The organism is Listeria cornellensis FSL F6-0969 (genome assembly GCF_000525855.1).
Taxonomy (GTDB): Bacteria; Bacillota; Bacilli; order Lactobacillales; family Listeriaceae; genus Listeria_A; species Listeria_A cornellensis.
Genome location: NZ_AODE01000018.1, coordinates 72,934 through 93,579 on the forward strand (window position 1 = coordinate 72,934; position 20,646 = coordinate 93,579).

At 42.7% G+C, this 20,646-nt stretch carries 22 protein-coding genes and 2 pseudogenes; 20 read left to right on the top strand and 4 right to left on the bottom strand.

What is annotated here, in order from left to right; translation table 11 throughout:
* Window positions 1–389: 389 nt before the first annotated feature.
* From PCORN_RS07805 to PCORN_RS07845, 9 genes and pseudogenes are all read left to right on the top strand, one after another.
* Window positions 390–842 (top strand): DUF4352 domain-containing protein, encoded by a 453-nt coding sequence (locus PCORN_RS07805; RefSeq protein ID WP_036079152.1) that lies wholly within the window; start codon window positions 390–392, stop codon window positions 840–842.
* Window positions 843–921: 79 nt separating this feature from the next.
* On the top strand, window positions 922–2,190 hold the full coding sequence (locus PCORN_RS07810) for a nucleotide sugar dehydrogenase (RefSeq protein ID WP_036079155.1): 1,269 nt from the start codon (window positions 922–924) through the stop codon (window positions 2,188–2,190).
* Between the two features lie 101 nt (window positions 2,191–2,291).
* Window positions 2,292–2,895: pseudogene (locus tag PCORN_RS07815) on the top strand (sugar transferase).
* A 246-nt stretch (window positions 2,896–3,141) separates the two neighbouring features.
* Window positions 3,142–3,759 carry a WecB/TagA/CpsF family glycosyltransferase gene (locus PCORN_RS07820; protein WP_338151765.1) on the top strand — a complete coding sequence of 206 codons (618 nt, stop codon included), beginning with the start codon at window positions 3,142–3,144 and terminating at the stop codon, window positions 3,757–3,759.
* Between the two features lie 13 nt (window positions 3,760–3,772).
* The gene (locus PCORN_RS07825; protein ID WP_036079157.1) at window positions 3,773–4,477 is read left to right on the top strand and encodes a YveK family protein; all 705 of its coding nucleotides are present in this window, start codon (window positions 3,773–3,775) and stop codon (window positions 4,475–4,477) included.
* On the top strand, window positions 4,478–5,194 hold the full coding sequence (locus PCORN_RS07830; RefSeq protein ID WP_036079159.1) for a CpsD/CapB family tyrosine-protein kinase: 717 nt from the start codon (window positions 4,478–4,480) through the stop codon (window positions 5,192–5,194).
* Window positions 5,184–6,041 carry a LicD family protein gene (locus PCORN_RS07835; RefSeq protein WP_036079161.1) on the top strand — a complete coding sequence of 286 codons (858 nt, stop codon included), beginning with the start codon at window positions 5,184–5,186 and terminating at the stop codon, window positions 6,039–6,041. The genes PCORN_RS07830 and PCORN_RS07835 overlap by 11 nt, the downstream gene beginning before the upstream one ends.
* Window positions 6,038–6,481, top strand: a complete 444-nt coding sequence (locus PCORN_RS07840) for an FAD synthase family protein (RefSeq protein ID WP_036079163.1) — start codon at window positions 6,038–6,040, stop codon at window positions 6,479–6,481. The genes PCORN_RS07835 and PCORN_RS07840 overlap by 4 nt, the downstream gene beginning before the upstream one ends.
* Before the next feature lie 108 nt (window positions 6,482–6,589).
* Complete coding sequence (locus PCORN_RS07845) at window positions 6,590–8,137, top strand: lipopolysaccharide biosynthesis protein (RefSeq protein WP_036079165.1); 1,548 nt, start codon at window positions 6,590–6,592, stop codon at window positions 8,135–8,137.
* A 161-nt stretch (window positions 8,138–8,298) separates the two neighbouring features.
* On the opposite strand, the gene PCORN_RS21280 is transcribed toward PCORN_RS07845, so the two are convergent.
* A complete protein-coding gene (locus PCORN_RS21280; RefSeq protein ID WP_159102552.1) occupies window positions 8,299–8,466 on the bottom strand; it encodes a hypothetical protein in 168 nt (55 codons plus the stop codon).
* Between PCORN_RS21280 and PCORN_RS07850 the strand changes: the two genes are divergently transcribed.
* From PCORN_RS07850 to nrdG, 6 genes are all read left to right on the top strand, one after another.
* The gene (locus PCORN_RS07850; RefSeq protein WP_159102553.1) at window positions 8,458–9,201 is read left to right on the top strand and encodes a glycosyltransferase family 4 protein; all 744 of its coding nucleotides are present in this window, start codon (window positions 8,458–8,460) and stop codon (window positions 9,199–9,201) included. The genes PCORN_RS21280 and PCORN_RS07850 overlap by 9 nt on opposite strands.
* A gap of 22 nt (window positions 9,202–9,223) precedes the next feature.
* Window positions 9,224–10,471 (top strand): hypothetical protein, encoded by a 1,248-nt coding sequence (locus PCORN_RS07855; protein WP_036079169.1) that lies wholly within the window; start codon window positions 9,224–9,226, stop codon window positions 10,469–10,471.
* 20 nt (window positions 10,472–10,491) lie between these two features.
* Entirely contained in the window at window positions 10,492–11,451 is a 960-nt protein-coding gene (locus tag PCORN_RS07860; RefSeq protein ID WP_036079172.1) for an SDR family NAD(P)-dependent oxidoreductase, read from the top strand.
* Between the two features lie 9 nt (window positions 11,452–11,460).
* Window positions 11,461–11,685 carry a helix-turn-helix domain-containing protein gene (locus tag PCORN_RS07865; protein ID WP_036079174.1) on the top strand — a complete coding sequence of 75 codons (225 nt, stop codon included), beginning with the start codon at window positions 11,461–11,463 and terminating at the stop codon, window positions 11,683–11,685.
* 276 nt (window positions 11,686–11,961) lie between these two features.
* Window positions 11,962–14,112, top strand: a complete 2,151-nt coding sequence (gene nrdD / locus PCORN_RS07870; protein ID WP_036079176.1) for an anaerobic ribonucleoside-triphosphate reductase — start codon at window positions 11,962–11,964, stop codon at window positions 14,110–14,112.
* Entirely contained in the window at window positions 14,105–14,650 is a 546-nt protein-coding gene (gene nrdG, locus PCORN_RS07875; RefSeq protein WP_036079178.1) for an anaerobic ribonucleoside-triphosphate reductase activating protein, read from the top strand. The genes nrdD and nrdG overlap by 8 nt, the downstream gene beginning before the upstream one ends.
* Window positions 14,651–15,404: 754 nt before the next feature.
* On the opposite strand, the gene PCORN_RS21285 is transcribed toward nrdG, so the two are convergent.
* Window positions 15,405–15,629 (bottom strand): helix-turn-helix domain-containing protein, encoded by a 225-nt coding sequence (locus PCORN_RS21285; protein ID WP_036079180.1) that lies wholly within the window; start codon window positions 15,627–15,629, stop codon window positions 15,405–15,407.
* Window positions 15,630–15,780: 151 nt separating this feature from the next.
* Here PCORN_RS21285 and PCORN_RS07885 point away from each other — a divergent pair, with 151 nt between their 5' ends.
* The 5 genes from PCORN_RS07885 to PCORN_RS07900 all read left to right on the top strand — a co-directional run bounded on the left by PCORN_RS07885 (window position 15,781) and on the right by PCORN_RS07900 (window position 19,481).
* Window positions 15,781–16,044, top strand: coding sequence for a hypothetical protein (locus PCORN_RS07885; protein ID WP_036079182.1), 264 nt, complete (start codon window positions 15,781–15,783; stop codon window positions 16,042–16,044).
* Between the two features lie 103 nt (window positions 16,045–16,147).
* Entirely contained in the window at window positions 16,148–16,756 is a 609-nt protein-coding gene (locus tag PCORN_RS19790; RefSeq protein ID WP_206537431.1) for a Rossmann-fold NAD(P)-binding domain-containing protein, read from the top strand.
* Window positions 16,701–17,018 carry a Rossmann-fold NAD(P)-binding domain-containing protein gene (locus PCORN_RS19795; RefSeq protein ID WP_206537432.1) on the top strand — a complete coding sequence of 106 codons (318 nt, stop codon included), beginning with the start codon at window positions 16,701–16,703 and terminating at the stop codon, window positions 17,016–17,018. Before PCORN_RS19790 ends, PCORN_RS19795 begins: the two co-directional genes overlap by 56 nt.
* Before the next feature lie 27 nt (window positions 17,019–17,045).
* Window positions 17,046–18,185 (top strand): ArgE/DapE family deacylase, encoded by a 1,140-nt coding sequence (locus tag PCORN_RS07895; protein WP_036079184.1) that lies wholly within the window; start codon window positions 17,046–17,048, stop codon window positions 18,183–18,185.
* A gap of 351 nt (window positions 18,186–18,536) precedes the next feature.
* The gene (locus PCORN_RS07900) at window positions 18,537–19,481 is read left to right on the top strand and encodes a N(5)-(carboxyethyl)ornithine synthase (RefSeq protein WP_036079187.1); all 945 of its coding nucleotides are present in this window, start codon (window positions 18,537–18,539) and stop codon (window positions 19,479–19,481) included.
* 290 nt (window positions 19,482–19,771) lie between these two features.
* Here PCORN_RS07900 and PCORN_RS18985 read toward each other — a convergent pair.
* Window positions 19,772–20,018: pseudogene (locus PCORN_RS18985) on the bottom strand (IS3 family transposase); the annotation flags it as partial.
* 225 nt (window positions 20,019–20,243) lie between these two features.
* Window positions 20,244–20,646 (bottom strand): immunoglobulin-like domain-containing protein (locus tag PCORN_RS07905; protein ID WP_149024290.1); only part of this gene is annotated, 403 nt, incomplete at its 5' end.

Sequence of the window (20,646 nt, forward strand, 5' to 3'; positions counted from 1 at the left end):
TGAACCCGTGTCAGAAAAAATGAATTACAAAGCAACTATTTTTAATAAAAAGCGATAGACAGTTGAATGACTGTACCACGAACGTTAAAGTTTGAGGTGCATATCATACATCCACTGTGCATCGCTTTTTTTTTTGCGAAATAACGTTCATAAAGTAGTAACAATATAGAAGCCCGAATTCTAATACACTGGAAAACATAAATGAAAAGTACTGGTAACATTGAAATTGTGATCAAGTGGCAAATTTGAATAGTAAGTAAAGCATTTTTAGAAATTGAAAAAAAAATATCAATTATGTGGAATCTAGCGGTTTTGGCAATTTCGGATGATAAGCTATTAGTAGATCAAGCACAACAAATCTCCCAATGAAGAAAGGAAGAACCTATATTATGAAGAAAAGAAATTGGATTGCGTTATTCGTCCTTAGTTTGACTTTAGCAATGACAGTTGTCGGATGTGGAAAAGCAGTAAGTGATGACATCGGCAAAACGAGAACGGCAAACGGCCTGGAAATCACGCTCGTAAATGTAGAAATGAAAGACAGCAACGACAACAAAAAGCAGACAGCCAAAATCGATTTCTCCATTAAAAACACTGGAAAAGAAGAGTCAGGAGCAGGCGCGGGTGACTTCGTAATCGAAACGAAAGATGGCAAAAAACATCAGGTTAATGGACTAAATGCCAATAACTTCGGAGACGCTATCGCAACTGGAAAAACGCTAAAGGGCTCAGGTTTCTATGAAATCCCAGCAGATCAAAAAGAGTTCACCGTATTGTACGAACCAGTTTCTGAAGAACCCATGGAAAAAATCGCATGGACAATCACAGTTCCCTCTAAATAAGAAGTAACGAGATCAAGGTTCGGCGAGAAATAGCGTTGAGCCTTGCATCATTAAAAATCGGAAAGGCGGAATTTTATCAATGAAAATTACAGTAGTAGGTCTTGGATATATCGGATTGCCAACAGCTATTCTTTTTGCGAAGTATGGGAATGCAGTCACGGGTGTTGACCTATCGCCGGTGATGACGGAAAATTTGAACGCTGGCCGTATTCATATTGAAGAAACAGGTTTGACGGAAGATTTACAAGATGCACTAGCACTCGGGAATTTCCGCGCTAGCACAACACCGGTAAGCGCTGACGCATATATAATCGCGGTACCAACACCAAACAAAGACGATCTTTATAAATCATGTGACACAGCCTACATCGAGTCCGCGCTGATGAGCATCCTCCCACACTTGAAGAAAAATGACACGATTATTGTCGAGTCCACGATTGCCCCGCGTACCATGTCGGACGTCGTTCAACCATTAATTGAAAACGAAGGCTTCAGGGTCGGGGAAAACATCTACTTGGCGCATTGTCCAGAGCGCGTTTTGCCAGGGAATATCATGCACGAACTTGTTCATAACCCGCGTATCATCGGCGGTATCACAGAAAAATGTACCGAAAAAGCAGCCGCAGTATATGGCGCATTTGTAGAAGGCGAGATTATCAAAGCCCAAGCTGGTGAAGCAGAACTTAGCAAACTGATGGAAAATACGTATCGTGACGTCAACATCGCACTCGCTAATGAGCTTGCCAAAATTAGTAACCACCTCGGAATCGATGCTTTGCGCGTTATCGAAATGGCGAACAAGCATCCACGTGTGAACTTGCATCAACCAGGACCAGGCGTTGGCGGTCACTGTTTAGCGGTAGACCCATATTTCGTTATCGCCGCAGCACCAGAACAATCCCCACTTATGCAAACAGCGCGTGAAGTCAACAACAGCATGCCAGCCCATGTTGTTTCCCAAGTAGAAGCGTTGATGGCAGAGCAAGACGGTAATCGCGTCACACTTTTTGGCCTCACCTATAAAGGAAACATTGACGATATCCGCGAAAGTCCAGCCATGGAAATTAAAGAAATGCTCATCGAATCAGGATTTGACGTGAAAGTCTTTGATCCCCATGTTGCGTCAGAAATTTTAACGGGTGAAGAATCTTGTGAAGATAGTTCATTAATTGTCGTACTCAGCGATCACAGCGAGTTCCGCGATATCCCAACGAGCTATACAGACAAAATGCGCGAATCAATTCTATTCGACACGAAAAATACTGTTCAAACAGTCGGAGCAGGCGTCACATACTACAATTACGGCAACCTGCACCAAGCAAACGCTAAACAAACCGTATCGATTTAAAATAAAAACGAAGGACGTGAACGAAGGTGGAAAAAGCAGATTTCAAAATAGCCCAAACAACAACCCAATATTCCGAACAACGAAAATCACATGAAAAGCCGGTGCATGACAAGGTATGGCGGGTATTTGATTTCATCGCTGCCATCATCGCGCTCATCATTTCAGCCCCAATTCTCCTTATTATTGCCACGAGCATCAAACTCGAAAATTGGAAAGCCCCCGTATTCTTTAAACAAAAACGCGTCGGCAAAAACGGCGAAAATTTTTCAGATGTATAAATTCCGTTCGATGTATGTCGATTCAGAGGCGCAACTAGCCAAGCTCCAAGCCCAGAACGAAATGGATGGGCACATGTTCAAAATGAAAGACGATCCGCGCATCACAAAAGTCGGTAAATGGATTCGGAAAACAAGCCTAGACGAATTCCCACAGTTTATCAACATCCTAAAAGGCGACATGTCCTTCGTTGGACCGCGCCCGCCGCTAACGACAGAATACGAAAATTATACAAACTATGAAAAGAAACGCATGCTTGTCACACCAGGCTGCACCGGTTTATGGCAAGTAAGCGGTCGAAATAACGTAAGCTTTCACGAAATGGTGGAATTAGACTTGAAATACATTCAAAAAAGATCCATACGCCTGAATATCAAGATTTTACTCCTAACATTCAAGGAATTTACCGGTAAAGGAAGTGGAATGTAACCCATCCGTCCGAACTATTGATAAAAAGTATCAATTATCTGGAATATACCAAATGTAAACACATTTCCTGTTACACTTGTAGTACAAGAAAGAACAAGAAAGGACGAACGCAAATGAGAACCCAGTTGCTCGGCAGTAACTTAGATTGCTTGACTCTGTCAGAAACTTTAATACGAATAGAAACAATAATCAAAAAAAAGAATTCCCACACAGCATGTTGTCATTAACGCAAACAAAATAAACCTTATGCACGAAGATGCCAAGCTAAGAGACATCGTCAACGCCTCTCCTCTCATCAATGCGGACGGCTCCTCGATTGTTTTAGCAGGAAAGCTACTCGGACACGACATCCCAGAACGCGTCACCGGCATCGACCTATTTGAAGAACTACTCGACATTTGTAACGAAAAAGGACACCGCCCGTATTTTCTCGGAGCGACCCAAGAAGTTATCGAAAAAATCGAATCACACTACAAACAAAAATATCCAAACATGTCCTTCGCAGGATTCCGAAATGGTTATTTCCAACCCGAAGAATCAGCAGACATCGCCGACACAATCCGCGAAAGTAAAGCAGACGTCCTATTCCTCGCCTTTTCCAGCCCACAAAAAGAATACTGGGCAAGCGAACATCTAGAACGACTAGACGTACCATTCGTCATGGGTGTAGGCGGTAGCTTCGATGTTATCGCAGGCAAAACTACAAGAGCCCCACAATGGATGCAAAAAGCAGGATTAGAATGGTTTTACCGCTTTATCCAAGAACCACGTCGCATGTTCCGCCGTTACTTCCTAGGCAATTTACAATTTTTAAATCATATCAAAAACGAAAAAATGAATCTTCGAAAAGCCAATCGCCAATAAGGAAGGAGAAACAATGAAAGAAACTATTAGTATCAAAGCCATTTTTCAGATCATTAAGCGACATTTGTTGCTTTTAATAAGTACAGCCGTTATCGGAATCCTAATCGCAGGTGCCGCGCTAACGTTCCTCATCACACCGATGTATGAAGCTAAAACGCAAATTCTAGTCACACAGACCGTACAAGACGCAGGTGCAAACAACATTCAAACGTCCGAAGTACAAGCCAACATCCAGCTCGTTAATACCTACACAGCCCTACTAACAAGCCCGCGAATCCTTGATGATGTGGCGTACAAACTAGGTGGAGACTACACAGCAAGCAAGCTCATGGGTAAAATCACGGTAGCTAGCCAACACAATTCCCAAGTCATCAACGTTAGCGTACAAGATGAAGATCAAGCCCAAGCAGCCCTTATTGCCAACGCAGTCGCCGAATCTTTCGCAAAAATCACACCAGACGTGATGAACGTAAATAACATCGAGATTTTAGCAAAAGCAACGGTCACAGCCAATCCAAAACCAGTGAGTCTAAGTCCCGTTCTACTAATCGCTGGTGGCGCAGTTGCAGGACTTATGATCGGTTTTCTCATCATGGTTATCCGCGTTATCTTTAACACAAAATTCAAAGACGAAACAGATGTCATCGAAGAGTTAGGCATTCCGCTACTTGGAAATATCGCTAAGATCCCAGAAAATCACGAGGAAGGGTGGAAATAAATGAGAAAAACGAAAAAGAAAGCAAAAGCAGAAACTCGTCATAGACGCCAGAAAAGCACGGAGCCACAAAAATTAATTGCCAAACTAAGCCCGAAGTCACCACATTCTGAGTTGTTCCGATCTGTACGTACAAACATTGAGTTCTCAAGCGTTGACAAAGTCATGAAATCGATCCTAATCACATCCTCCGAGCCCGATTCAGGAAAATCGATCATCTGTGCCAACTTAGCCGTCGTATTTGCCCAACAAGGCAAGAAAACACTACTCATCGATGCCGATTTACGTAAACCAACCGTGAAAAAAATCTTCCCAGGAGCCGCATCACACGGTTTAACAGGAATTTTAACGAATAAAATCACGATCAGCGAAGCGATTTGCGAGACAGATGTGGAGGATTTATACGTTTTACCAGCAGGCGTTGTTCCCCCAAACCCATCCGAGCTTCTAGGTTCTGAGAAAATGAAGCAAGTGTACGCCGAGCTTTACGAGCTATTCGATCAAATCATCTTTGACACACCGCCAATTCAGCTCGTAGTTGACGCACAACTTCTCTGTTCTTTCGTTGACGGCTCGATTCTACTCGTTCGTAGCGACCATTCCTCGAGAGAAAACAGTAAAAAAGCATTAGAAAAATTACAAAGCGGAAGCGCACACGTAATTGGAAGTATTTTCAATGACCAAAAAATGAAAATGGAAGGATACTATTATGCCAACTAAGGTAAATAAGGGAGACCATTTAACAACAGAAATGTTCGAACAACTGAAAAAAGTCGAATTAAGCATTTTACTCGATGTCGCGAGGCTTTGCGAAAAGCACAACCTGACTTACTATCTTATCGGCGGCACGCTACTAGGCGCAATCAGACATGACGGTTTTATCCCATGGGACGACGATATCGACATCGCAATGCCACGCAAAGACTTCGAAGCATTCCAGAAAATTGCGAAAACAGAGCTACCTGAATCCTTGTTTTTACACTACGGAACAACCGACCCAGAATATTATCTCCCAATCATCAAAATTAAGAAAAATGGCACGATATTCGAGGAAGAAAGCGCATCGCCAAACATCAAACATAAAGGTATTTTCATCGACATTTTTCCACTCGACAACGCCAAAAAGAATGCCGGATTCCTTTTTCACACGAAAGGACGCATCTTGAAGCAAATCAGAAGCCTGCTATTTCTAAAAATCAACGAAGAAACGACATTGCATAATATTGCACCTTGGAAAAAAGCCCTACTTAAACTCACGAAACTAGTCCCAACTAGCGCCTTTTTCCGATTGCTGACAAACTATATGCAGAGCAACAATGACGACAACGCCCCATTCTACGTCAACTATGGCAGCCAATACGGCTACAAAAAACAAACGATGCTAAAAACAATGTACGACCCAATCGCGACAACCGAGTTTGAAGGTTACACATTCCAAATTCCAGGCAAAACCGAGCAACTTTTAGAACGCATCTATGGAAAAAACTACATGGACCTGCCGCCCGTCGAAAAACGTATCACACACAAACCAAAACGAATCCAATTGAAAGAGGAGATTATATCATGAAAAAATATAGCGTAGGCCTTACTACAGGCGTGTTTGATCTATTCCATGTTGGCCATTTAAACATCTTAAAAAACGCCAAAGCCCAATGTGACATCCTAATCGTTGGCGTGAGTACAGACGAGTTCGTTCAAGCTTACAAACATAAGACGCCGGTTATCCCGTTTGCCGATCGTAAAGCGATTGTTGAAGCACTGCAATACGTGGATCTAGTCGTTCCCCAAACGAGTCACGAAAGCAAACTGAACATGATTGACAACCACAATATCGACGTGATGTTCCACGGTAGCGATTGGAAAGGCAGCCCAACATTCAACAAACTAGAAGCAGAATTCAAGCGTCGCGCCGTTGAAGTAGTTTACTTCGATTACACAGCAGGCGTATCCTCCACAAAGCTTGTCGAAACGATCCAACAAGAAACGAGTCTAGTCGCCGGAGCCTGAATTTCCGAACATTTGACAAAATCCATCAAATATCTGGAAAATCCCTGTTTTCAAGCCATTTCCTGATAAACTTAAGGTAACAAATAAAAGAAAGGACGTGTGACCCGATTGGCAAAAACAAAAACAGCATTCGTTGCTAAAAACCTCCTCATTGGCAGCGGGACACAAGTCATTTTCTTAATCTTAAGCTTCATCAACCGAACCGTATTCATCTACTTCTTAGGAAAAGAATACCTCGGACTCGACGCCTTGTTCACTAACATCTTGATGGTACTCTCCTTCGCAGAACTTGGCATCGGGAACGCCATCATTTTTAGTCTTTATAAAAGCATGGTAGACAAAAATAAAGCCCGAATCAAAGCCATCATGGCACTCTACGCCAAAGCTTACCGCATCATCGGGCTCACCGTTTTCATCGCCGGATTACTGATCATGCCCTTCCTAAACCTATTCATTAAAAATCCGCCGAACATCCCAGAAAACATCTACATTATCTACTTCCTGTTCTTACTAAACACGGCGATCTCCTACATGTTTTCCTACAAAAAAGCAATCTTCTCCGCCGACCAAAAAGAATATGTCATCAACGTGAGCCAACAAATTTTCTTCCTAGTCCAGTCCGTCGTGCAACTCACGTACCTATATATCACAAGAGACTATATCGGCTTCATCGTTATCCAAGTCGTCTGTACCTTCGGCCTCAACGTTTTCCTAGCCATCTACGCCAACAAGAAATACACCTACCTCCAAGGAAAAACGACAGAAAAACTCGAAAAAGCAGAAGTCAAAACTATTTTCCAAAACGTCAAAGCACTCGCGATGTACAAATTCGGCTCGATCATCATGAACGGCACGGACAGCATCATCATCGCCGCTTTTCTCGGACTTAGCGTCGTCGGCATCTACTCCAACTACCTGCTCATCATCGCCGCAGTCGTAACCGTCCTATCCCGTGCACTAAACTCGATCACAGGAAGCATCGGGCATCTCAACAACTCAGACGATGACGCGAAGAAAGAACAAGTTTTCAAGCAGTTATTTTTCATCGTCGCGTGGATTTACTTCTTGCTTTCCATCATCCTGTTCAACGTGATCAACCCATTCATCACCCTATGGATCGGCGAAAGCTTCGTACTCGGAACTGGCACCGTGCTCGCCATCGTCGCCAGCTTCTACATCAACGGCATGCAGTTTCCAGGCTACACATACCGCACCACGATGGGACTCTTCCGCCAAGGTCGTTACGTCCCAATCGCGATGGCCGTCCTAAACATCATCTTATCCATCATCTTTGCCACACATTTCGGCTTAATCGGTGTTATCGTCGCAACCATCATCTCTAGACTCGTAACGACAACTCTGATTGACCCATATCTCGTCTATCGTTTCGGCTTCAAAAAGAAAGTCGGCAGCTACTTCAAAATGTATCTCGGTTACGCGGTCATCACCGCCATCGCTTTTGCCGCTTCAATCCCAGTCATGAACTGGATCTACCAAGGCACATGGCTCACACTCATCCTCGGCGCAGGAACACTTTTCATCCTACTAAACATCACCTACTTCGCGATTTTCTACAAGAAAGCCGAGTGCCAAGCCATTATCCGCCGCATCAAAAGCATCATTAAACGCAAAAAAACAAGCATCACACCAGAATAAAGAAGAGAGGAAGAATAGCCAAATGAAAAAAAGTAATCATGATCGGCCCAGCATCCGTTTCAAAAGGCGGAATCGCCACAGTCATCGCCAACTTCGAAAAAACCTTCACAAGCGAAAAAGTCAAGATCCATTACATTGCGAGTTGGAAAGAAGGCAGCCCGTTATTCAAAGTCTGGATGTTCCTGCAAGCCATCATGAAACTTTGCTACTTGGCCATCACCCAAAAAATCGACATCGTGCACATCCACACCTCTCAAAAAGGCAGTCTCTACCGCAAAATGATCTTCATCAACATCGCCAAATTTTTCAGAGCTAAGGTCATGCTTCACATGCACGGCTCAAGGTTCGGCATTTTCTACGACAACCAACCAAGCTTCCTACAAAAAATCATCGTGAACCATCTGAACCGCCTCGATCACATCATTGTTCTAAGCGAGGCCTGGAAAACGTACTACGAAAATCTGTGTGACACACCCGTTACCGTCATGGAAAACGCGGTGGAAGTCCCACATAACAATCCATATAACAACACCAGCAAAACCATCGTCACATTCGGCAACGTCAGCCAAGAAAAAGGCAGTTACGACCTACTTCGCGCGATTCAATCACTCGGTGCCGATTACCAAGAATACGAATTCATCTTCTACGGCATCGGCGACATTTCTAACGCAGAAGCCGAAATCAAACAAAACCAACTAACCAACGTCACGCTCGGTGGCTGGGTCGAAAGTAAGCAAAAACAAACCATTCTAGATAGCGCACTACTACACATTTTACCATCCTACCACGAAGCACTCCCAATGGCCATTCTCGAAACGATGGCACACGGTATCCCGAATATCAGCACCAACGTCGGCGGTATCCCACAAATCATCAACAACCAACAAAACGGTCTTCTCATCGAACCCGGCGATGTCCAGGAACTACACGACGCCATCGCAGACCTACTCGACAACCAAGAAACCCGCCAACAAATGAGCCTAAAAGCCCACCAAGCCGTCCAGTCCCAATTTTCAATGGATGCTTGTAATACGAAGTGGGAACAACTATACCAATCAATCTAAAAATAATGAAGGAGTGTGAAACATGGTTGCTTTCTTAATCGCCCTACTACTATCTTTATTCGCAAGTCTTATCCAACAAGTCATCCCACAAGTTGACGCCGTGGATAAAATTATTGCTTTAATCTTCGCCGTTAGCGCGATGGCCAAACTGACCTATCTCGAGACAAAGAAGCGTTTCACACTCCGCCCAAGCGACATCGGACTATTCGCCATCAGCATCATTTTCATCATCTATTGTTTCATCCCAAACGCATTCCACCAACCAAGCAACACCATATTCCTCCAAGTCTACTCGATGTTCTCCATTCTAAAATTCGTCATCGTCTTTTGGAGCGGCCTGTTCCTCTTCCGTCACACAAAATTCCAAACAAGTACGCTGTTTTTCAGAAGAATGTCAACTACTCTCACTACGATTTTCCTGATTATCGGCGTTCTCAACATCCCGTTACACTTCCTAGCACCATTCGACGTTCGTTTTGGTATTGAAACTGTATCCTTTGGTTTCCGCCACCCAGCCCAATTCGCGGCAACGATCATCGTCATCACGATCATCCACATCTTCATCACCTGGTCAGAAAAAGGAAAAATGCCATATTACATCCTTTTTGCAAACTTCATCCTCGTTTTCTTAGCAGGAAGAACAACATCGATTGGATTCTACCTTTGTTTGATACTACTGATTCTCATTTTCCCATATATCAAGCGAATCCCAATCTACGTATACGCACTAATCGGCGGTGTTTTCTACTGGTTAGGAAGCGACCGTATCAGCAATCAATTCCTAGGAACAGACGGAGAGGCACGTGGCGTATTACTCGACACAAGTTTCACGATTGCAAGCGAACACGCTCCGTTCGGTGCAGGACTCGGGATGTTTGGCTCTAACGCCTCACGCTTGAACTACTCGCCGCTTTACGAACAATACGGCATTTCACGGGTCTGGGGACTCACCCAAGAAAATCCTAACTTTGTCACCGACTCCTACTGGGCAATGATTATCGGCGAACTGGGCTATCTAGGTATGTTTTTCATCCTCGTGATTATCGGCTACGTTTTCTGGTTACTGTACAAAGAAATCGTCGGTAGCACCTACCAAATCAAGTTTCTGATTTTCCTACCACTCATATACGCCCTATTCACAAGCCCAATCGACACCGTTTTAGTATCCAACACAAGTATCTTCCTCGTACTCGCAACAATCTACATGGTTGCTTTAAATAACGAATACCGCAGTCAAAAACAAGACACAAATCCCGCAGAGCAAAAATAAAAATTCAGGAGGCAAAAACAATGGAAAAAACAATTTTAGTAACAGGTGGCGCAGGTTTTATCGGATCACATCTTTGTGAAATGTATATTGCAGAAGGTTATAACGTTGTCTGTATCGATAACTTAGTGTCAGGAAATATGAATAATCTAGCCGACATTAGTAAGCACCCATCCTTCACGTTTGTACAAGGTGACATCCGCGATCGCGAGCTGATGATGCAACTATTCGAAACACACAGACCAAACCTTATCAACCACCACGCTGCCCAAAAATCCGTTGCTTATTCCGTCGAAAACCCGAGCTACGACCTAGACGTGAATCTTGTCGGCCTGATGACGATTTTAGACTGCGTGAAAGCTTATCCCATCGAGAATTTCATCTATGTATCTTCTGGTGGCGCGCTAAGCAAGAAAATTGAAGGCAACGAGAAATCAGCGGAAACAGATACACCGCAACTTATTTCCCCATACGCATTAACGAAATTTACCGGTGAAAAATATATCGAAATGTATGCCGCACAATATGGCTATGACTTCACGGTTGTACGCTATGCCAACATTTACGGGCCGAGACAAGTTCCAGACGGCGAATGTGGCGTTATCCCGATTTTCCTAAACAACATCTTGGCCGAAAAACCATCTGTATTGATGACGTATCCAGACATGCCAAACGGCTGTACGCGCGATTATGTGTATGTAGCAGACGTTGTTGAAATCAATAAACTAGCAAGCGAAAAACCAGCAAACACGGTTGTAAATGTAGGAACTGGCGAAGAAATAGCGATTTTGGATATTTACAAAGAAATCCTGACCGTTTTCGAGAAAGACGTAGCGATTTTCATGGAAGCACCGCGAGCTGGCGATGTGAGACGTTCGGTTTTAGACGCCAAGCGCGCAGCAGATTTACTAGGCTGGAAGAGCGAAGTTGCGTTACATGAAGGTTTAACGAAGCTCAGAGCACATTTGGAAGTTAAGAAATAGGAGGGCATCATGGAAAATAGAGAATTAGTAGAGCTACTAGATGAATATTTCCTATCGACAAAAGAGGCGATTGAGTACCTCGAAATATCCCGCCAATGCTTCTTTTCCCTAGTGTCCCGGGGAAAAATCAATAAGATTAAAAAAGGTTCCGTTGTGCTGTATTATCGACATGAGATCGAGAATCGGAAAGTAGACGCAGAGTTTTTGCGGAAGAAGTATAATTATACAGTTTGATACAGAAAAGAGAACCTCGGAATCCACGTGTTGGGTTTGGAGGTTTTTTTTTTCGTGAAAATAAGCCATTAGCCTCTTCACTATGTAGTTATTATTATCTGGCGAAAACACGATTGTTGATTTAATAACATTTTCGTGTGGCAAGCTTTTTTTGAAAGTTCGTTCGAATAGCCTATTTTTGATGGGAGTCAGATTTTTGGTTAGAAAAAAAAGCTTATCTTGTGCCATAATGAGAGTGTAGATACAATATATAGTGTTTGAAGGGAAGCGGAATACATGTATGTAGAAAAAGATGCCGAACAATTAGTTATCAAAAGGGACGGGCGGAAGGTCGGATTTGACCTTATTAAGATTCGGAATGCAGTGCAGGCTTCGATGGTGGGTTGTGGCGTGGATGATGCGGCTTATTTGGAGCGAGTTTTAGTTGATATTGTGAAAAGTTTACCAAACGATGCGGCGGTGACAATCGATGAGATTCAACATGTAGTCGAGAATCAGCTGATGAAATCTACATATCCGGATGTGGCGCGGGCTTATATTGAATATCGGCATGACCGGGATTCGCAGCGGGCGAGCATGACGGACTTGACGACGAGCGTGCAGAAGTTGCTGGATAAGGATAAAACGGTGGTGAACGAGAACGCAAATAAGGACGCGACGGTTTTTAATACGCAGCGGGACTTGACGGCGGGCGCGGTGGCGAAAAGTTATGCGCTGAAATATATGTTGCCAAAACATGTGGCGAACGCTCATTTGAAGGGGGACATTCATTTTCACGATCTCGATTATAGTCCGTATCACGCGATGACGAATTGTTGTTTGATCGATATTGCGGGGATGCTGGCGAATGGTTTCACGATTGGGAATGCGAATGTGGAAAGCCCGAAGTCGATTCAGACGGCGACGGCTCAAATAGCGCAAATTATCGCGAATGTGGCGAGCTCGCAGTACGGTGGTTGTTCGGTGGATCGGATTGATGAGATTTTGGCGACGTATGCGAAACGGAATTATGAGAAACACGAGGAAGAGGCAGAAAAATGGGTTTTAGCAGAGCGGCGCGTGGAATTTGCGCGGGAACGGACGCGAAAAGATATTTATGACGCGATGCAAAGTTTGGAGTATGAGATTAATACGCTATACACGAGTAATGGTCAGACGCCGTTCGTGACGCTGGGCTTTGGGCTTGGCGAGGACTGGTTTGCGCGCGAGATTCAGATGGCGATTTTGAAGGTTCGGCTTGGTGGGATTGGGAAGGATAAGCAGACGGCGATTTTTCCGAAGTTGGTTTTCTCAATCAAACGGGGAACGAATTTGGAAGCGACGGACCCGAACTACGATATTAAGCAGTTGGCGCTGGAATGTTCGGCGAAACGGATGTATCCAGATGTGCTGAATTATGATTCGTTGGTGCGTTTGGCGGGGGATTTCAAAGTGCCGATGGGTTGCCGTTCGTTTTTACCAGCGTGGAAAGATGCGGATGGTGAATTTGTGAATGCGGGACGGAATAACTTGGGAGTTGTGACGCTAAATGTGCCGAGAATTGCGATTCAAAGTGGCGGTGACAAGGAACGATTCTGGGAAATTTTCACGGAACGGATGCAGACGGTGAAGGACGCGTTACTTTTCAGGTTGGAGCGGGTTCGGGAAGCAAAACCGGAGAATGCGCCGATTTTGTATAAGTACGGGGCATTTGGAAAACGGCTCGATGATGGGCAGGACGTGGATCAGCTTTTCAACAAGGAGCGGTCGACGATTTCAATCGGTTACATTGGCTTGTATGAGGCTGCAACAATGTTTTATGGTGGTGAATGGGAGGCAAATCCGGAAGCGAAGGAATTCACGCTAGACATTTTGAAAGAATTGAAGGAATACGCGGATGCTTGGAAGGCGGAGTACGGCTATTGGTTCAGCGTGTACTCGACACCGAGTGAGAGTTTGACGGATCGTTTTAACCGTCTGGACCGCGCTAAATACGGCGATATTAAAGATATTACCGACAAAGAATACTATCAAAATTCATTCCATTACGATGTCCGCAAAAAAGTGACGCCGTTTGAAAAACTCGATTTTGAGATGGAATATCCCGAATATTGTTCGGGTGGTTTTATTCATTATTGTGAATATCCGAAGCTGACGCATAACCTGAAAGCTTTGGAAGCGGTTTGGGATTATGCCTATGATCGTGTTGCTTATTTGGGAACGAATACGCCGATTGATCGTTGTTATGAATGCGATTTTGAAGGGGAGTTTGCGCCGACTGCAGAAGGGTTTAAGTGCCCAGAATGCGGGAATACCAATCCTGAAACCGCGGATGTGGTGAAGCGGACGTGTGGGTATCTTGGAAATCCGATGAAACGGCCAATGGTACACGGAAGACATGAAGAGATTACGCAACGGGTGAAGCATCTGGAGTCGCCAAATGAATAATCCAAAACCGCAAGAATGGCGTGCGGATGAGCTTTCGGCGAACTATATCGCCGACTATAAACCGTTTAATTTTGTCGATGGGGAAGGCGTGCGTTGTAGTTTATATGTATCCGGTTGTCCATTTCATTGTGAAGGATGCTACAATAAGGCGGCGCAGTCGTTTCGTTATGGCACGCCGTACTCGGAGGCATTGGAAGATCGGATTATCGCGGATTTATGGCATGAAAGTGTGCAAGGATTGACGCTACTTGGCGGGGAGCCATTTTTGAATACGGGTGTCTGTTTGCCGCTCGTGAAACGGATTCGGACTTTGTTTGGTGATGCGAAGGATATTTGGTCGTGGACGGGTTATACGTGGGAAGAATTGATGCAGGAAACGCCGGATAAATTGGAGCTACTTGCCCATGTAGATGTCCTTGTTGATGGACGATTTGAGCAGGATTTATTCGATGCAAAATTAGCATTTCGTGGCTCGAGTAATCAGCGAATCATTGACGTAAAAGCATCTCTTGAAACACAACAAATCATCTTAAAATAACAAAAAGCGGTTACCATCCTCAAAATGGTGGCCGCTTTGTCATGTGCTCCTTTTAAAAGCCGAAATAATTGATATCCTTATTGATCTGTAGATATAGTCTTTTAGTCTCAGCCATATCTTGTGTAGAAATATAGGTACCTAGCTTTGTTATCATCAGGTTAGCGGCTAAATCATCTAAAGTGAACTCTACTAACGTGACGGCTTGGCGAATATAATAAAAATAAAAATCGCGTTTTCCCGATTTGTAAAAAAGAACAGATGCATAATAATATACGTAGACGACTAAATCTGTACGGCTTTCGGTTTCACAAATTTTTTTTTGCTATTTTCAACTGGGTAAAAGCCTTTTTTGTATCCTCGTTTAAAATGAGCAAATGACTGTAATTTACCAATAGTAGCACACGTAATTTGATGGCTCCATCTTGAAATGTATATTTTTCTAATTCTTTTAAACTGCGCTTTACCATGGCACCAGCTGTATCAACATCAAATATGAAAAGAATATGATGTAATAACTGAATGTCTAAATAGTATAAATGATCTTGTGTAGAAAGGCGGTCCCATATAGGCTGAACTTTATCCTGTGCAGCTCTGAGATGGTCATTCTGTAAAAGAAGAATGCTTTCACAAATTAATTGAATATCTATGACCGTATCATCCGAATGCTCTATAGAATATGCTATACATAACTTGTTTGTTCGAGTGATAAAAGAAACATCGCTGAAATAACCGAGGTTCTTAAATAAATGAAGAATTAGATTTTTCCCGTTGAGTTTATAGGAGTTATGAAAAAAAAAAAGTCGTCGTATGTGAAATCTAGGTTTTTTAAGATGCTATTAAATTTTGAAAAGCTTGGCGTGACCTCACCTTTTTCTATTTTAGCGTACAATGATCGAGACAAATCTTTTCCAGCGATTGAAGCTTGTGTGAGGCATTTACTTTCTCTAATTTTTTTGAATGTTTGCCCATAATTTTGCATAGTCGCTCCTCCAAGTAGATAAATTTAGTTGAAAATGTGCATATATTACACATAAAAGAAAATTATCCTTTTTGTGTGTTAATATTTATTTAGCGGGGTCATCAACTATAGTAACATGGAAACAATATCTATGTATGAACGGAGGGATAGGATGATAAATAAAGAGTTTGTCAAAGAAAAATTATGTGCGTTAACATTACTCAAACAGTTGAACGAAAAGTATCTATCATTTGAAAGGATTCGTGTGGACCCGCCAAGATCACTTTCTGTCTATGATATTAAACAGGTTGCTTATATTCTAGATACTTTTGTAACGTATGGTATCGTCATTTTTGAAGTGGAAGGGCAAGATCGTGTCTATTACTTGACGTCACTCGGTAAGCGATTAATCCAAAAAGTGCATCAACGGCAATAGGTAATTAGACATAAACACGACTCAAAAAATCTAAATTACAATGGAGGTCAGAAGATGATAGTACTGAAGAAGACAATGGGATTCGTCACAAGTCACAAGCCAAATGAAAAAAGGATTGCTTTACTGCCACAGCATATACGAACAATTAGCAATGCAGACCAGCTTTTTTTTTGAAACGGGATATGGTGAAACTTTAGGGATAGCCGATGCAGAATATGTTGCGCTCGGATGCCATGTGAATTCTAGAGAAGACGTACTTAGACAAGATATCATTTGTGAACCGAAGATTGGTGATTCGGAATTTCTGGGTCTTTTAACGAAAGGTCACACCGTGTTTGGCTGGGTTCATGCCGAGAAAAATGAAGAGATTGCGCGGAAATTATTGGCATCGGAGGTTCAAGTGTATGCATGGGAAAATATGAACTTCATGAGTCGCCACTGCTTTTGGGAAAACAATGAACTGGCTGGAGAAGCGGCGATTATACACGCGTTTCAGCTCATCGGTGCCATGCCCTATAATGCGAGAGTTGCTATTTTGGGACGTGGAAATGTATCTCGCGGTGCGCAACGAGTATTGCTGAACTTAGGCGCGGAAGTCAATGTCTACAGCCGTAATCAAGAACGTCTTTTTAAAAAAAGAATTGGGCGATTACGATGTGATTGTCAATGCGGTTCTATGGGATACGACGCGTGCAGATCATATTATTTGTAGATCGGATTTGAAGCGCCTCAAAAAGAACGCGATGATTATTGATATTAGTTGCGATGAGGCTGGGGCTATTGAAACGACGATTCCCACTTCTTTCGACAATCCGACTTATGTGGTGGATGGTATTCTTCATTACGCTGTCGATCATATTCCGAGCCTGCTCTTTAAATCGGCATCATGCGCAATTTCTGAGGAAGTGTCAAAGTATGTAGACGACATGATTGAAAATAAAACGAATAGTACCTTAGAGGCAACGACCTGGTAAATTACATGTAGAAAGGAATGATAGTAGATGAATAAACAAGAGAAACTAGCTATTTTAAAAGACATGATTAATATCGATTCGACCAATGGAAATGAGGAAGAAGTAGCTGATTATTTATTGAAACAGTTCGCTAAATATGGGATTTTATCAGAAAAAGTGGCATACTCGGAGGCACGAACTAATTTAGTAAGTAAAATTGGTGGAAAAAATGGGAAAGTACTAGGTTTTTCTGGGCATATGGACGTTGTGGATGCGGGGGATAGGAAAGCATGGAAAACGCCACCTTTTCAAGCAACGGAATCCGATGGGAAGTTATTCGGCCGTGGCTCGACAGATATGAAATCTGGTTTGGCGGCAATGGTAATCGCGATGATTGAGCTAGAGCAGGAAGGCAAACTAATAGATGGGCAAATTAAATTACTAGCCACGATAGGCGAAGAAATTGGCGAGATTGGGGCAGCGCAACTGACGACGTTGGGCTATGCGGATGATTTAGACGGCTTGATTATCGGTGAACCGAGTGTACGCCAAATTATATATGCGCACAAAGGATCGATGAATTATACGCTCGTATCTTACGGAAAAAATGCGCACAGTTCTACGCCGGAATTGGGTATTAATGCGATTGATAATCTGATGCTTTTTTACAAGGAAGTGGAGCAGTATGTCGCGGGTATCCATCAAACAAATGACATCCTAGGGGTTTTTACGCATAATGTAACGGTTATCGAGGGTGGAAATCAGGTGAATAGTATTCCAGCGAGGGCGCAGCTACAAGGGAATATCCGAACGATTCCAGAAGTGGACAACGAAAAGACAGAGCAAGTTTTCTGCACGATTGTCAGCAAGTTAAACAAGCAAGAGGGTGTACATTTGGAGATTACGTGGGATTATAATAAGATGCCGGTTTTCAGTGATCCTAAGTCAAACCTTGTAAAAATCGCTGAGTCTATCGCAAAAGAGCAATTTGGCAAAACGATACCGATTATTGGCTTGGCGGGAACGACAGATGCGGCTGAGTTTATAAAGGCGAAGAATCAATTCCCACTTATCATTTTTGGACCAGGGAATAATACACCGCACGAGGTCAATGAGTATGTGGATATTGAGAATTATCTCGAAATGATTGATGTATATAAAGCTATCGCGATTCAATTTTTAAAGTGAAAACAGGCTTGTTAGGTGGCTGTATTTTACAATAAATAGCACAGGATGATTTGATATGTGGTATTATTAAGATAGCAAGAGGTTGCTGATATACTCGAGCTTCATTATGTTTTGTTTTATGTTATGCATAGGAAAGGAATGATTGATAGAGGAAAATCTGTACGCCCTTTCATTTTTGGAAGTTGTTCGGATTCATCCATCTAGACGCTCTCTGCACTAGCTATGACGCAGATCGCGAAGTTTCCAGATACCATGCAATATCTCAAATGGATTATTAGTCGGAAAAGTCGGTATAAACAAAAAAAATACTAGACCAAACGCCTATACCACAAATATAATGGAGGTCAAAAAATGTTAGAATTGAAGAAAAAGACGATGGGTTTTGTCAATAGTCATAAGGAAAACGAGAAGAGAATTGCTTTGTTACCTGAACATATCTCGACTATTACGAATGCAGATCAGCTTTTTTTCGAAACGGGTTATGGTGAGATTTTAGGGATAGCAGATGCGGAATATATGGCGCTTGGCTGTCATGTTCAGTCTCGAGCAGATGTGCTCCGTCAAGATATTATTTGCGAACCGAAGATTGGTGACTCCGAATTTCTGAGCGAATTACAAAAAGGTCAAACGATATTTGGCTGGGTTCACGCGGAACAAAATAAAGAAATAGCAGATAAATTGACACAATCAGGGGTGAAAGCCTATGCTTGGGAGAATATGGACTACATGAATCGGCATTGTTTTTGGATCAATAATGAGCTGGCAGGTGAGGGCGCGATTATGCATGCTTACCAACTGATTGGCGAGATGCCATACAATACAAAAGTGGCGATTTTGGGTCGTGGCAACGTATCTCATGGCGCACAAAAAATATTGCAAAACTTAGGCGCAGAGGTGCATATTTATAATCGTAATCAAGAAGCGCTATTTCAAGAGGAATTACCGCAGTATGATGTGATTATAAATGCGATTTTATGGGATTTGAAACGAACGGATCATATTATGTATCGAAAAGATTTGCAACGTTTAAAGAAAAATGCGATCATTATCGATGTTAGTTGTGATCGGGCGGGTGCCATTGAAACGAGTATTCCGACGACGATTACGAATCCTACTTATATGGTGGATGGGATTTTGCATTATGTAGTGGATCATACGCCAAGCTTGCTGTACAGAACGGCGTCGTATTCCATTTCCGCAGAAATAGCGAAATATATTGATGACTTGATTGAAAATAGAGCCAATGCAACGCTCGAAGGTAGTGTCGTTGCTACAATGGTCCCGATATATAAATAAATGCATAAACCCCGATTATAGACCCTGATTCATAAGATGGGCGTTATAGTCGGGGTTTCTGTTCGTTGTGATTAGCCAGCACGGTTAACTTCCTTAGCCATTTTTGCAGGGTCTACGAGTGTCTCGCCAATCGCTGTGATTACTTGCCATATTTTTTTTCATATTCAACAGCTCCTTTCCTAATTCCATTATAGCCTGTGCGCATGGGAGTTTCCCGCGATTTAAATAACAAATTGCTAAGAATATCTTACAGTTTTATCATAATTATTGTAAGGTTGGAAAATTTACATTCAAAACCCATGATTGATAGAATTCCTCAAAACTAAACGGTAGCTATAGAATGAAGCATTTGCTAAAAGATGGTTTCTGTATTGTACAGGAGCCATCTTTTTGAGATTCCATTGATAGCGATAGTTATTAATTATAGTAAATCATGTAGTAGTCTATTTTCGATTTCAGGGCTGCTAAGGTATCAAAGGAACGAGAATCTATGTCATCTTTAAAATAACCAAAGAAGGACTCCTGCTGAGGATTATCCTAGAAGTTAACTCTGCGAGACATTCTTTACATTTGGCTTTTGATGCAGTACTTGGATTTCGGCGTTTGAGAATAGTTTTATCTCATGGTTTCTTCCTTTCTAGCGGAGTTATTTATTTGAGTATACAAAAAACCTATAGAATGTACTTCTTTTTGAAGTGTCCATTCTATAGGTACTATTGTAGCTTGTTATGCGTCTCATGCTACTATTTTTATTTGATTATGTTATTTCTTTCTGCGCAAGAATAGGGCGCCAAGTGCTGCTAGTAAGCCACCGAAAAGGAGCGTGGATGTTTTAGAATCATCGCCTGTTTTTGGTAGGGCTGTTGTTGGTGTCACACTTGTTGGTTGTATTTCTTTTGTTGGTGCTACTACATGTGCGACTGGTTGTACTGGTGTCGCTGGTTTTGCAGGGCTCACTGGTGTGATTGGATCTACGGGTACGATTGGTTGTGCGCCAACGATGACGGTGATCGTGAATTGTGTTTCGTTGCCGTCGCTGTCTGTTACGCTGTACGTCACGTGGTAGATGCCTGCTACATTTGGATTCACGTCGTTGCTGATGACTTGGATTTGGCTCGTGATATCGCCATCTTCTAAGTCTTCTGCGCTCACGCCTGCCATTGGA

Excerpts from the sequence above, each read along its gene's own strand:
- PCORN_RS07820 (WP_338151765.1), top strand. The coding sequence starts at position 3,142 with ATGCACGAAGATGCCAAGCTAAGAGACATCGTCAACGCCTCTCCTCTC.
- PCORN_RS07900 (WP_036079187.1), top strand. The coding sequence starts at position 18,537 with ATGTTAGAATTGAAGAAAAAGACGATGGGTTTTGTCAATAGTCATAAG.
- PCORN_RS07885 (WP_036079182.1), top strand. The coding sequence starts at position 15,781 with ATGATAAATAAAGAGTTTGTCAAAGAAAAATTATGTGCGTTAACATTA.
- PCORN_RS19790 (WP_206537431.1), top strand. The coding sequence starts at position 16,148 with ATGAAAAAAGGATTGCTTTACTGCCACAGCATATACGAACAATTAGCA.
- PCORN_RS07805 (WP_036079152.1), top strand. The coding sequence starts at position 390 with ATGAAGAAAAGAAATTGGATTGCGTTATTCGTCCTTAGTTTGACTTTA.
- PCORN_RS21285 (WP_036079180.1), bottom strand. The coding sequence starts at position 15,629 with ATGCAAAATTATGGGCAAACATTCAAAAAAATTAGAGAAAGTAAATGC.
- PCORN_RS07850 (WP_159102553.1), top strand. The coding sequence starts at position 8,458 with ATGCTTCACATGCACGGCTCAAGGTTCGGCATTTTCTACGACAACCAA.
- PCORN_RS07865 (WP_036079174.1), top strand. The coding sequence starts at position 11,461 with ATGGAAAATAGAGAATTAGTAGAGCTACTAGATGAATATTTCCTATCG.
- PCORN_RS07810 (WP_036079155.1), top strand. The coding sequence starts at position 922 with ATGAAAATTACAGTAGTAGGTCTTGGATATATCGGATTGCCAACAGCT.
- PCORN_RS07855 (WP_036079169.1), top strand. The coding sequence starts at position 9,224 with ATGGTTGCTTTCTTAATCGCCCTACTACTATCTTTATTCGCAAGTCTT.
- PCORN_RS07825 (WP_036079157.1), top strand. The coding sequence starts at position 3,773 with ATGAAAGAAACTATTAGTATCAAAGCCATTTTTCAGATCATTAAGCGA.
- PCORN_RS07860 (WP_036079172.1), top strand. The coding sequence starts at position 10,492 with ATGGAAAAAACAATTTTAGTAACAGGTGGCGCAGGTTTTATCGGATCA.
- PCORN_RS07895 (WP_036079184.1), top strand. The coding sequence starts at position 17,046 with ATGAATAAACAAGAGAAACTAGCTATTTTAAAAGACATGATTAATATC.
- PCORN_RS07835 (WP_036079161.1), top strand. The coding sequence starts at position 5,184 with ATGCCAACTAAGGTAAATAAGGGAGACCATTTAACAACAGAAATGTTC.
- PCORN_RS07840 (WP_036079163.1), top strand. The coding sequence starts at position 6,038 with ATGAAAAAATATAGCGTAGGCCTTACTACAGGCGTGTTTGATCTATTC.
- nrdD (WP_036079176.1), top strand. The coding sequence starts at position 11,962 with ATGTATGTAGAAAAAGATGCCGAACAATTAGTTATCAAAAGGGACGGG.
- PCORN_RS07830 (WP_036079159.1), top strand. The coding sequence starts at position 4,478 with ATGAGAAAAACGAAAAAGAAAGCAAAAGCAGAAACTCGTCATAGACGC.
- nrdG (WP_036079178.1), top strand. The coding sequence starts at position 14,105 with ATGAATAATCCAAAACCGCAAGAATGGCGTGCGGATGAGCTTTCGGCG.